General features: G+C 40.1%; 7 protein-coding genes. 3 read left to right on the plus strand and 4 right to left on the minus strand.

From position 1 onward, the window contains the following. Window positions 1–13: 13 nt before the first annotated feature. The 3 genes from mfd to aspA form a co-directional block, all read right to left on the minus strand. Window positions 14–3,475, minus strand: coding sequence for a transcription-repair coupling factor (gene mfd, locus B9T33_RS03920; RefSeq protein ID WP_086177867.1), 3,462 nt, complete (start codon window positions 3,473–3,475; stop codon window positions 14–16). 152 nt (window positions 3,476–3,627) lie between these two features. After that, on the minus strand, window positions 3,628–3,984 hold the full coding sequence (locus B9T33_RS03925) for a hypothetical protein (protein ID WP_086177655.1): 357 nt from the start codon (window positions 3,982–3,984) through the stop codon (window positions 3,628–3,630). 209 nt (window positions 3,985–4,193) lie between these two features. Further along, window positions 4,194–5,627: an aspartate ammonia-lyase gene (gene aspA / locus B9T33_RS03930; protein ID WP_086177656.1), complete on the minus strand. Its 1,434-nt coding sequence runs from the start codon at window positions 5,625–5,627 to the stop codon at window positions 4,194–4,196. 437 nt (window positions 5,628–6,064) lie between these two features. Between aspA and putP the strand changes: the two genes are divergently transcribed. Continuing rightward, entirely contained in the window at window positions 6,065–7,567 is a 1,503-nt protein-coding gene (gene putP, locus B9T33_RS03935; protein WP_086177657.1) for a sodium/proline symporter PutP, read from the plus strand. 57 nt (window positions 7,568–7,624) lie between these two features. Here putP and B9T33_RS03940 read toward each other — a convergent pair whose 3' ends face one another. Then, window positions 7,625–8,119: an Lrp/AsnC ligand binding domain-containing protein gene (locus B9T33_RS03940; RefSeq protein WP_086177658.1), complete on the minus strand. Its 495-nt coding sequence runs from the start codon at window positions 8,117–8,119 to the stop codon at window positions 7,625–7,627. Window positions 8,120–8,250: 131 nt separating this feature from the next. Between B9T33_RS03940 and putA the strand changes: the two genes are divergently transcribed. Next, on the plus strand, window positions 8,251–11,985 hold the full coding sequence (gene putA, locus B9T33_RS03945; protein ID WP_086177659.1) for a trifunctional transcriptional regulator/proline dehydrogenase/L-glutamate gamma-semialdehyde dehydrogenase: 3,735 nt from the start codon (window positions 8,251–8,253) through the stop codon (window positions 11,983–11,985). A 239-nt stretch (window positions 11,986–12,224) separates the two neighbouring features. Next, window positions 12,225–13,307, plus strand: coding sequence for a tRNA (uridine(54)-C5)-methyltransferase TrmA (gene trmA / locus B9T33_RS03950; protein WP_086177660.1), 1,083 nt, complete (start codon window positions 12,225–12,227; stop codon window positions 13,305–13,307). The last annotated feature ends 35 nt before the right edge of the window (window positions 13,308–13,342 follow it).

Consider the following 13,342-nt stretch of genomic DNA (forward strand, 5'->3'; position numbering starts at 1 on the left):
CCATAATGACTTATTAGTGTGCTAATTCTTTCAATAAACTGTCTAGTAAATCGTTTATAAATTGAATGCGCTTGTCATATTCTTCTAACATCACCATTACTTTTAAGCGCTGCCCACCTTCCATACGGAAGAAAGTCGGATGCTTCTGCATCATTTGAATAATTGAAATCGCTTGTACTGGAGTATCGGGAGAAAATTCGATACTACCTCCTTGTGCCGCAATATCAACTTTGGTTATACCTAATTGTTCAGCTTTTAAGCGAAGTTGATGCACAGAAAATAGCTGCTTCACTGGTTGTGGCGGCAAACCAAAACGGTCAATTAGCTCCATACGAATGTTATCTAGCTTTTCTTGGCTGTCCGTATTACTAATACGTTTATAGAACAACAGTCGTTGATGCACATCCCCCAAGTATTCATCTGGAATTAAGGCTGGCATATGCATGCTAATTTCAGAGGTTAATGACAATGGGGAATCAAAGTTTGGTGTTTTACCTTTTTGAATGGCTTTTGTAGCTTTTTCAAGCATTTCCATATACAGACTATAACCAATCGTTTGCATTGATCCGCTTTGTTGCTCACCTAGCAATTCACCTGCGCCACGAATTTCCAAATCTTCAGTCGCCAACATGAAACCTGCTCCTAAAGTTGAAGCGCGTGAAATCGCATCTAAACGTTTTTCGGCATCGCCTTTTAAGCCTTTGAGCGATGGTACAAGTAAATAGGCATAGGCTTGATGATGTGATCGTCCAACACGACCACGTAATTGATGTAGCTGCGCCAGACCAAGTTTATCTGCCCGTTCAATCAAAATTGTATTAGCATTCGGGACATCAATACCTGTTTCGATAATGGTTGAGCAGACTAAAACATTATATTCTTTGTGATAGAACTGCTGCATGACTTGCTCTAACTCACGCTCACGCATTTGTCCGTGCGCGACAGCTACACGCGCTTCTGGAACTAAATTTCTTAAATTTTCAGCTGCGCGTTCAATGGTATCAACTTCATTATGTAAGAAATAAACCTGACCGCCACGTAATAACTCACGCAGAATTGCCTCTTTAATTGCATCATCCGTATGCTCTTGTACAAAGGTCTTAACCGCTAAACGACGCGCAGGCGGTGTAGCAATGATGGATAAGTCCCGCATCCCACTAAACGCCATATTTAATGTTCGTGGAATCGGTGTTGCAGTTAATGTCAGCATATCCACATCGGCACGTAAGGCTTTAATACGCTCCTTATCACGTACACCAAAGCGATGTTCTTCATCGACAATCATCAGACCCAAGTTATTAAATTGCACACTTTCTTGCAAAATTTTGTGGGTACCAATGACAATATCCACTTTACCGTCAGCCAAGTCTTCTATGGTTTTGGTATGTGATTTTGATGAGCCAAAGCGAGATAGAACTTCAATACGAATTGGCCAATCAGCAAAACGATCTTTAAAGGATTCATAATGCTGCTGCGCGAGTAAGGTGGTTGGAACGAGAACCGCAACTTGTTTATTATTTTGTACAGCCACAAATGCTGCACGCATAGCAACTTCAGTTTTACCAAAACCGACGTCACCACAAACCAAACGATCCATTGGTTTGGCTTGTTGCATATCATAAATTGTGGCTTCAATCGCATTTGCCTGATCTAACGTTTCTTCATAAGCAAAGCCGCTCGCAAATTGCATATATAAGCTTTGATCCAACTCAAAACCATAACCCGGTTTTGAATGTCGACGCGCTTGAATATGTAAAAGTTCCGCTGCAACATCATGGATTTGTTCAAGTGCTTTACGTTTTGCCTTTGACCATGCATCTGTGCCGAGCTTGTGTAAAGGTGCTAAATCTGGATCACCACCACTGTATCGGCTGATAAGATGCAAGTTCGTCACAGGAACATAGACTTTGGCTGCATCTGCATAATCGAGCTGTAAAAACTCATGGTCTTGATCATCAATACTTAAGGTGATTAAGCCTGCATAACGCCCTACGCCATAATCAATATGTACAACAGGTGCGCCAATGCTGAGTTCGGTCAGACTGCGTACCAAAAACTCTTCGGATACTTCTTGTTGACGTTTACGGCGACGCTGAACGACCCGATGCTCATAAAGTTGATTTTCCGAAATAACGCTGAGCTTATCTGTTAAGAGTAACCCACGATCTAGTGGCGCATTGGTGATTGCAATCGCATGCATGGATGCAATAAATTCATCAAAGCCTTCAACTGTTGGAATATCACCTAAACTAGGTCGTAGTGCATCTTTTAAAGTCTCACGGCGACCGGCACTTTCAGCAACCAAAAGCACAGGATAATTTGCACTGTCGATATACTGTTTTACGGCTAAAAATGGTTTTTCACGTTTTGGATCGACAGGTAAACGTGGTGGCACTTCAGTACTCAGATTGAGCACACCCGCTTTTTCATCAAATGCTTCAGGCGAAGCAACGATTCGACGCATCTTATTCAGATGTTCTAACACCTGATTCGGTTGTAAAAAGACTTCATCTGGCGGCAAAATCGGTTGATCAATATTATGACGACGATCTTCATAGCGTCGTACCACATCTGACCAAAATTGAATCAAACCATCATCTATCGCTTTATCTGTAATGACAATGCCATTCTCTGGTAAGTACGAAAATAGCGTACTTTGCTCCTGCATTGCACTTTTGCTAAAAAATAGCGGTAGATAAAACTCAATCCCAGGTGATGAGATGCCGTCGTGTACATCTTGATAAATTGGATTTTTCTTCGGATTTGCTGAAGGAAAACTTTCTGCATAGCGATCACGAAAAAGTGATCGTGCTTCTTTTAAAGGGAATTCTTTGGCAGGTAAAACGGTAAACTGCTGAAGATTTTGCGTGGTGCGCTGAGTTTCAGGATCAAAGAATTTTAGGCTATCAATTTCATCATCAAAGAGGTCTATACGAATTGGAGCACTTTGCCCCGAAGCGTAGATATCCATGATGCTACCACGGACGGCAAACTCACCGTGGTCATAGACGGTATCGACCAAATGATAGCCCGCTTGTACCAAGCGTGCTTTTTGTTGTTCTAAATCAAATTTTTGACCCACTTTAATATCAAAGTGTTCGCCTAAGACCCATGATGTGGGTGCTATGCGCTGTGCTAAAGTTGTTGCTGAAACCAACAATACACCTTGCTGCGGCATATTAGATAAAATTGCTAACCGTTCAGAAACAATATCTTGATGAGGTGATAAGCGATCATAAGGCAAGATTTCCCAATCTGGAAAAATCGTAGGCTTTATTCCGTAAAATTCCAGCTCGCTTTCCAATTGCCCAAGATGCTGATTGTTGCGCGCTACTATAACGAACAGTTGTTTGGACTGCTTACTGATTTCTTTAAATAACAGCGCCGCAGATGAGCCTTGTAAGTTTCCGACCCACCGCTTTTCGCCAGCTTTAAGCTGTTTTAGATTGAGTTGTGAAATTTCTTGCTGGAACATGGGAATAGCTTTTAATGTTTTAATCACCTAAGCACATATTAACACGTTGCATTTTCCTCGCGTTATTTTCTACCCCAAATCAAAGACTTTTATACACGCTTTATAAAATAAAATGTGTGCCATACATGTTGTGAAGATTAAAGCCTACTGAATTATTTTCGATCGCGAACAAACTCATAATAATAGTCATTTAGCAGTTTTACGTAATTTTTGAACTGAAGTAAATTTTCTTCGGTATTGCCTAACCGTGCAACAAAACGTTGGTTGGCAATTTCCAAATCAATTTTTTCGTTGATAATCATAGCCGCTGAATAGAGTTGTTTTAGATCATTAAAATTCGTCAATTTTCGATTTGATAAGTATTCCATACGTTCTGAAAGTGTGTTTAGCACGACACCATCAATAATATAGCCTTGCGTTTCATCATGCTGAATATGATGTTGTTCTAAATAAATTTGTTCAGCTGATGGTTTTGAACCTTTAAATAGTTGGCTTAACTTATTAAACATACAGATTTATAGCGTGGTAAAAGCTGTATTGTACTGCGAAAATACAGCTTATCGCTGAGTATTTTAAATATAAGCACGCGTTAAATCGGTGCTGAAAACTAAGCCACTTAACATTTCCCAATAAAAAAAGCGAAGGCAATGCTTCACTCTTTTTAAGTTCATTTTCATGTTCTATATAGTTTCTTTATCTTGCTATATAAAGGTTGACACTAGCTGACTTGCGCAAGTGGCATACTGAACGGTGTAACCTCTGAAACCAAGTTTTCAATGGAGAAAATTTCATCCAGTTCTTGCTCAGTTAATAACTCCTGCTCTAATACAACCTGTCGAATGGTTTTATTTTCAGCAATACATTGCTTGCCAATTTCATCACATTTTGCATGACCCAAAACTGGATCTAATAATGTCACGATTCCAACACTACGCATCACGGCATCAAAACATGCTTGGGTATTTGCCTCAATACCTTGAACGCACTTGGTATCCAATGAAATGATTGCATTCACCAAAAGCTCAATTGACTCATTCATTGCAAGTGCAATAACCGGTTCCATAACATTAAGTTGTAATTGTCCAGCTTCTGCCGCCATCGTAATCGTTAAATCATTGCCCATTACGCGAAATGCGACCTGATTAACCACTTCTGGAATCACAGGATTAACTTTTGCAGGCATGATAGATGAACCTGCTTGTAACTCAGGCAAACGGATTTCCGCCAAACCTGTTCTTGGCCCTGAACTGAGCAAGCGTAAATCATTGCAAATTTTCGATAGTTTCACAGCCAAACGTTTTAAACAGCTCGATAAAATAATAAATACACCACAATCACTGGTGGCTTCAACATAATCTTCCGCACCCTGTAATTTAAGACCTGTTAAATGCGCTAAGTTTTCCACGACTTTTGCAGCATAGCCTTCTGGTGAATTCACTCCTGTGCCAATTGCCGTTGCACCTAAGTTGATTTCCAATAATAGTTGGCGTGTTTGCTCAATCAGTTTTAAGTCTTCTTTCAGTAAAGTTGCAAATGCTCGAAACTCTTGCCCCAAAGTCATTGGGACAGCGTCTTGTAACTGAGTCCGCCCCATTTTAATAACATGCTGGAACTCTTCTGACTTTATATATAGGCTATCTACCAGTTGCCTCAATACGCTAAATAAACCATCAAAAGCGTTATAAGTCGCTAAACGCAATGCTGTCGGATAAACATCATTGGTCGATTGTGATTTATTGACATGATCATTTGGATGGATACGATGATATGTCCCTTTTGCCTCGCCTAATGTTTCCAACGCAATATTGGCAATGACCTCATTTGCATTCATATTAATGGACGTACCTGCGCCACCTTGGTAAATGTCGATCGGAAACGAGTCAGTCCACTTTTCTGGATGTTCTATTAACTCATCACAAGCCTGCTGGATAGCAAAACTGATATCGTTCTGAATTCTGCCAAATTCTTGATTGGTTTGTGCCGATGCTTTTTTTACTTGTGCAATCGCACGAATAAAATTTAGATTGCGCCCAACGATTTGTGAAGAAATTTGAAAATTTTCCACTGCTCGAAGCGTATGTATCCCGTAATAACATGATTGTGGTACTGCTTTATTACCCAACAAATCATGCTCTAATCTTGTTATTTCCATTTGAACCGTCGTCACTGCGCATACCCTCTATCTACGCACTATTTTTGTGCATATTTCATCATCAAACTGTTTTCACTTTCGCGCTAGATCTCAAATGATGCTGAAATGCAACCAAATATTACAAGTACTTATTTTTTGTTTAGAATGTAAGTTTATGTAATTTGATAGCAAAATATAAAGTTTGATTTTCGTGATCAATAATATTTGCTCAAAAATGGATCTGCATTTCAGCGCTATAAATTTAAGCATTCTTCTAGACATTTACCTAAAACACTATGTAATTGCTAAAAATGTAAATTACACTTGTCATACATAAAACACCCTTAATTGTTACAGAGTGTAATTTTTAAACTATGTTTGAATCTGCGACTTATGACACAAGTACAAAATTTCATCTAGGAAGCAGATGATTCGCTTTTATTAAGGACGAAAAGCCTATGAGCCATTTAAACCCGACATTAGTCACTTTTATTTTTTATATCCTTGCCATGCTTGCCATCGGTTTATACGCATATAAATCAACAAACAATTTTGATGAATATATTCTTGGCGGTCGTAGCTTAGGCAGCGTGGTAACTGCTCTTTCCGCAGGTGCCTCTGATATGAGTGGCTGGTTACTCATGGGTTTGCCAGGGGCAATTTATCTTTCAGGACTTTCTGAAGCTTGGATTGCCATTGGTTTAATTATTGGCGCATGGCTCAACTGGTTAATTGTAGCGGGTCGTTTACGTGTTCATACTGAATATCAAAACAATGCTCTGACCTTGCCTGATTATTTCACGAGTCGTTTTTCTGACAAAAAAAGAATCTTGCGTATCCTTTCTGCTGTCGTCATTTTAGTGTTCTTTGCGATTTATTGTGCTTCAGGTATGGTTGCAGGCGCGCGACTATTTGAAAGTTTATTTGGTTGGAACTACACCACAGCACTGTGGATTGGTGCAATTGCAACCATTAGTTATGTCTGCATTGGGGGTTTCCTAGCCATTAGTTGGACAGATACTTTCCAAGCAGGATTAATGATTTTCGCCTTATTAATCACACCAGTAATTACATATTTATCATTAGGCAGTAACAGCCAAGATATCGGTGTTTTACTAGAAGCCGCACGTCCACAAGCATCTAACCTTTTTGAAGGTTTAGGCGCCATGGCAATTATCTCAAGCATGGCATGGGGCTTAGGCTATTTTGGTCAGCCACACATTCTTGTGCGTTTCATGGCAGCTGATTCAGTGAAATCTATTCCTGCCGCACGTCGTATTGGTATGATTTGGATGATTCTGTGCTTAGGTGGCGCTGTTGCCGCTGGCTATATCGGCATTGCTTATTTCCAAGCACATCCAGAGCTTGCCAGTGTGGTCAATGCAAACCCTGAAACGGTATTTATGGAATTAACCAAAATTCTGTTTAATCCATGGATTGCAGGTGTCATTTTAGCGGCTATCTTAGCAGCAGTAATGAGTACCCTAAGCTGTCAGCTTTTGGTTTGCTCAACGACATTGACGGAAGATTTATACAAAGGTTTTATCCGTAAAAATGCATCTCAAAATGAGCTCGTATGGATTGGACGTGCCATGGTATTGGTCATTGCTGTACTTGCAATTGTTATTGCGATGAACCCAGCAAGCAAGGTTCTAGGCTTGGTTTCTTATGCTTGGGCTGGCTTTGGTGCTGCATTTGGTCCACTGATTATTCTATCTCTAATGTGGAAACGCATGACCTTAAATGGTGCGATCATTGGAATGATCGTGGGTGCTGTAACTGTGATTGTTTGGAAAAACTATATGGGGCATCTAGGATTGTACGAGATTGTTCCGGGCTTTATCTTCTCTTGGATTAGCATCGTAGTCGTAAGTTTAATGGATAAAGCGCCAGCTACAGAAGTTGTTGAACGTTTTGAACAAGCAGAAGCAAAATACCAAAAAGAAATCTCTGAAATTTAATTTTCTTCGCACAGATTAAAGGGGCTAAATGCCCCTTTTCTCATGCGAGTTTAATATTTATTTCGCCCGTGCTGGCGGCTTCACTTTGATCTGCATGCTTTCTTTAATCACTTCCATCACTGGATAGCTGCGCGTTTCTTTTATTCCCGGTAACTGCCACAGGACTTGTCCTGAAATTTTTCGGAACTCTTCCATGTTTGCACAGCGAATTTTCACGACAAAATCAAAGCCACCACTAATCATATGACATTCCACAATCTCGGGAATTTGTCGTACTGCATCAGAAAAATCTTCCAAGACATTGGGTGTGGTTTTATCTAATAAAATCTCAACAAAAACCACAAAACCATTGTTCAATAAAATTGGATTTAGACGTGCTTCATAGCCTAAAATAAAGCCTTCTTTGGATAGTTTTTGTACGCGCGCTAATGCTGCTGTAGGCGATAAATTTACCAACTCAGCAAGTTTAATATTAGATAATTTTCCATCTACTTGAAGTAATTCCAAAATTTTAAAATCGATACGATCTAAGCTCAAATAAGGGCTGTTCATCAGAATTATTCTCTAAATATAATTAAAACTATAGTGAGTTATTCGCTAAATATTCTGTGATCATAAATTAAATAAAGGACTGACCTCAAGATTTATTTGTAGGTTAAAAACAATGATATGGAATAGTAAAGATGAACGGACAAGTTTTCGAAGTCGCACCAAACGCTGATTACATCACCGAGTTTAATGAAAAAAATAGTTTCGAGCAGTCGATAAATACAGCATGGCGCCGTGCCGAAACTGAATGTGTGGAAAATTTGCTTGAACATAGTGATATTCCTTCACCGATTAGCGAACAGATTCAACAATTGGCTTTTGATTTAGCCCATTCCCTACGCGAACGGAAAAGTGGTACTGGTAAAGCTGGTATCGTTCAAGGACTACTTCAAGAATTTTCACTGTCTTCGCAAGAAGGCATAGCCTTGATGTGTTTAGCTGAAGCCTTGTTACGTATACCCGATAAAGCGACGCGTGATTTATTAATAAAAGACAAAATCAACCAAGGCAATTGGAAAGACCACTTAGGTCAAAGCAACTTAATGTTTGTCAATGCTGCTGCGTGGGGTTTAATGCTCACAGGCAAGCTCATGGAAACGCCTCAACAAAAAAGTTTATCGAGCCTACTGACCGGTATTTTGGCACGTAGTGGTCGCAGTATTATCCGTAAAGCTGTTGATGTCGCAATGCGTATGATGGGTGAACAATTCGTCACAGGTGAAACCATTCAAGAAGCATTAAAACATGCTGAAATTTTAGAAGATAAAGGCTTTCAATATTCTTATGACATGTTGGGTGAAGCGGCTTTAACTGACCCTGATGCTGAACGTTATTATGAAGATTATACCCAAGCCATTCATTCGATTGGTCAAGCTTCGGCAGGCAAAGACGTTTATAACGGCCCTGGTATTTCAATCAAATTATCGGCACTGCATCCTCGCTATCAACGTTCACAAATTGACCGTGTACACAATGAACTCTATGGCAAAGTCCTTGAGCTTGTGCTATTAGCAAAACATTATGATATCGGCCTAAACATTGATGCAGAAGAAACCGATCGTTTAGAAATTTCACTCGAACTGCTTGAACGTCTATGTTTTGAGCCACAACTAGCAAACTGGAAAGGCATTGGTTTCGTCATTCAAGCCTATCAAAAGCGTTGTTTCTATGTGGTCGACTACGTCATTGATTTAGCGAAGCGCAGTCAAAAACGCTTGATGATTCGTTTGGTTAAAGGTGCGTATTGGGATAGCGAAATTAAAAAAACACAAGTTGAAGGGATGGCTGACTACCCCGTCTTTACTCGTAAAGTTCATACGGATTTGTCTTATGTTGCATGTGCACAAAAATTACTTGCTGCACCTGAACAAATTTACCCGCAGTTTGCAACGCACAATGCTCAAACGGTTGCAACCATTTATCACCTTGCACAGCCTGAGCAATATTATCCAGGCCAGTATGAGTTCCAATGCCTTCACGGCATGGGTGAGCCACTTTATGAACAAGTGGTTGGCAAAAAATCTGACCATAAACTGGGCATTCCTTGTCGTATTTACGCACCTGTCGGCAACCATGAAACCTTACTGGCATATTTGGTTCGTCGTTTACTGGAAAATGGTGCCAATACATCTTTCGTCAATCGTATTGCAGACAAAAATCTTAAAATTGAAGATTTAATTGAAAATCCACGTCAAACTATTTTAGCTGCCGCTCAAACAGAACATGTGGTTGGTGCTAAACATGGATCAATTCCCTATCCTGTCAACTTATATGCTGATGAACGTACAAACTCTAAAGGTCTCGATTTAGCGAATGATCGTGATTTGTCAGAGTTAAACACTACAGCGAATCAATTTGCTCACACACAATGGCAATCTCATGCAATGGGCAGCGCTTTTAACAATATTTCTCTAACAGATGGTCAGGCTGTTCTAAACCCTGCACGCCATGAAGATATTGTGGGTACAGTCTTTGAGGCTACTATCGAACAGGCTGATTTAGCCTTAGCACAAGCAAAGGCAGCACAAAGCAGTTGGAAAAACACCGCTAAAGATAAACGTGCAGCTTGTTTGAATCGTGCCGCAGATTTGATGGAAGCACAGTTACAGCCATTAATGATTTTATTGTCACGTGAAAGTGGCAAGACCTATGCCAATGCTATAGCTGAAGTACGTGAAGCAGTTGATTTCTTACGCTATTATGCAGCACAAATGCTCGATCTTCCGCAAAATACCAGTATCGAACCTTTAGGCACCGTCCTGTGCATCAGCCCTTGGAACTTCCCATTGGCAATTTTTTCAGGGCAAATTGCTGCTGCATTGGTTGCTGGTAATACCGTCATTGCAAAACCTGCTGAACAAACACCGTTAATCGCGGCTCAAGCTGTACATATTTTATGGGAAGCAGGAATTCCATTAGACGTGCTTCAATTACTCCCTGGTCAGGGTGAAACGATTGGTGCAAAACTCAGTAGCGATGCACGCGTACAAGGCATCATGTTTACAGGCTCAACTGAAGTTGCAGGTATTTTGCAAAAAACTGTCGCAGAGCGCCTTAATCAATTTGGTGAAAGCGTGGTATTGATTGCGGAAACGGGCGGTCAAAATGCCATGATTGTGGATTCATCCGCACTGACTGAACAAGTGGTTTTAGATGTGGTCAATTCTGCTTATGACAGTGCAGGTCAACGTTGTTCTGCCCTCCGCATTTTATGTGTACAAGAAGATAATGCGGAGACTGTACGCAACATGCTCAAAGGTGCAATGAAGCAACTACGTGTAGGCAACCCAGCGTTATTAAAAACCGACATTGGTCCTGTCATTGATCGTGAAGCGCAAGACAATATTCAAAAACATATTGATAAAATGCGCTCTAAAGGCTATCCCGTACATCAAATCATGTTCAATACAGATGAAGATGAGCTGAATAATGGCACCTTTATTCCACCAACCTTGATTGAGCTCCCGAATTTAAATGATTTAGAGCGAGAAGTATTTGGCCCTGTGCTGCATATGATTAGCTATAAATATGGCGAAATTGAAGACTTATTGGCTCACATCAATCAGAAAGGTTATGGTTTAACCATGGGTCTACATACCCGTATTGATGACACTATTCAAAAAGTCATTGGGCATGCAGAAGTTGGTAATTTATATATTAATCGAAACATTGTCGGTGCTGTCGTAGGCGTTCAGCCATTTGGTGGCGAAGGCTTATCAGGTACAGGCCCTAAAGCGGGTGGTCCTCTTTATCTATATCGCTTAATGCATCAAATTTCTGAGAAAAAGCTTGCAGCACCTTATGCAGCTAAAGCTGAAACAGCAGTAGCGACTTTCCCTGCTTATGAAGCTTTTAAAACGTGGGCTGCACAAAAATTCCCTGATATTCAAATTCAACAACCGAATGCGACTGCAGCCGGTCAAAGTTTTGAGTTACAGGGTCCTACAGGCGAACATAACCAATATGCCATTTTGGCACGTAAAGCAGTATTGTCACTCGCGCAAAATGAGGCGGATCAACTCAATCAAATTGCTGCGATTTTATCGGTGGGTAGTCAGCCTGCGGTACTTGCGGACAATACTTTTGTGTTGAAATATTTAAATCAAATGCCAAAACCATTAGCCAATGTATTTAAAGTGGTTGCTGATATTGTTCAAGGTGATTTTGATGCCGTATTACATCATGGTACACAAGATGAATTGCTCAAAATTCAAAAGCAAATCGCTGCACGCAAAGGTGCAATTGTTGGCATCACTCATTTAAGTACAGGTAATTACAGCATCCCTGTTGAACGTTTCGTTATAGAACGTGCCATTAGCATTAATACTGCGGCAGCGGGTGGTAATGCCAGCCTCATGACAATGAATTAATCACGATACGTTAATCATTTCCTCAGTTCGCTCAGTTGTTATGAATGTTCCATGATGGCTGAGCATTTTTTTAAGTTCATGATGATCTACGGCTATAACAAAAGTGAATGACATTTTATATTCATCACATCACGCTATATCATAGGATTTATCAGGTTTAAAACACAATTAATTTAGTCTTCTAGGGTGATTTTTGCTAACATGACTTTTTTTAATATGTTTGCGATTTTCTACTGCATATGACTTCAACTTATCAGCAACAACTTGATGCCAAAGTTGCCCGTATTACGGCTCAATTTTCAGAATACAATCCTCCCTCTTTAGAAGTTTTCCCTTCGGCCGAACAGAACTTTCGTATGCGGGCTGAATTCCGTATTTGGCATACAGAAAATGATATGTTCTATGCGATGTTTGAACGTGACGCAGACGACCAAAAACAAGTTGTTGAAATCAAAGATTTCCCAATTGCAGACAAAAGCATTAATGCTTTAATGCCTGTATTGCTCAATGAGTTAAAAGCACAAGAAATTCTGTCAAAGCGTTTATTTGAAGTACACTTTTTAGCAACGCTAAAAGGCGAAATGTTGGTGTCTTTAGTTTACCGATGCCCACTGACTGCTGAATGGGAAACCGCAGCTAAAGCACTTTCAGATAAGCTCAATATTAAAATTTATGGTCGTAGCCGTGGTCAACGCGTCATTTTAACTGACGATTATGTGGTTGAAGAACTCCAAGTCTTTGAGCGCAAATATCAATACAAGCAAATTGAAAGTAGCTTTACCCAGCCCAATGCAGGCGTTTGCCAAAAAATGTTGGAATGGGCATGTAATGCCGCTGAACAATCTGACAAAGATTTGCTTGAGTTGTACTGTGGTAATGGTAATTTCACGCTGCCATTATCTACACGTTTCCACCGTGTACTCGCAACAGAACTGGCTAAGTCATCTGTGTATGCAGCGCAGTGGAATATTGAAAAAAATGCCATTGATAATATTCAAGTGGCTCGCCTATCTGCCGAAGAGTTTACCCAAGCCTATAATGGCGAACGTGAATTCCGCCGTTTAGAAGAAGCAGAAATTGATATTTCTAGCTATAACTTTGATACGGTATTTGTTGATCCGCCACGCGCCGGCATTGACGATGAGACATTGAAACTTTTACAACGTTTCGAACGCATTATCTATATATCATGTAACCCAGACACCTTACATGACAATTTAAAGCAACTCTCACAAAGTCATAAAATCACTAAATTTGCTTTATTCGATCAATTTCCATATACCCATCATGTGGAATCTAGCATTTTGCTTGAGAAGATTTAAACAATTTATTTCAAGTCATACAAATGTCATTAAGG

Origin of the sequence: Acinetobacter sp. ANC 5054 (assembly GCF_002135295.1) — a bacterium.
Taxonomy (GTDB): Bacteria; Pseudomonadota; Gammaproteobacteria; order Pseudomonadales; family Moraxellaceae; genus Acinetobacter.

Excerpts from the sequence above, each read along its gene's own strand:
- mfd (WP_086177867.1), bottom strand. The coding sequence starts at position 3,475 with ATGTTCCAGCAAGAAATTTCACAACTCAATCTAAAACAGCTTAAAGCT.
- B9T33_RS03925 (WP_086177655.1), bottom strand. The coding sequence starts at position 3,984 with ATGTTTAATAAGTTAAGCCAACTATTTAAAGGTTCAAAACCATCAGCT.
- aspA (WP_086177656.1), bottom strand. The coding sequence starts at position 5,627 with ATGGAAATAACAAGATTAGAGCATGATTTGTTGGGTAATAAAGCAGTA.
- putP (WP_086177657.1), top strand. The coding sequence starts at position 6,065 with ATGAGCCATTTAAACCCGACATTAGTCACTTTTATTTTTTATATCCTT.
- B9T33_RS03940 (WP_086177658.1), bottom strand. The coding sequence starts at position 8,119 with ATGAACAGCCCTTATTTGAGCTTAGATCGTATCGATTTTAAAATTTTG.
- putA (WP_086177659.1), top strand. The coding sequence starts at position 8,251 with ATGAACGGACAAGTTTTCGAAGTCGCACCAAACGCTGATTACATCACC.
- trmA (WP_086177660.1), top strand. The coding sequence starts at position 12,225 with ATGACTTCAACTTATCAGCAACAACTTGATGCCAAAGTTGCCCGTATT.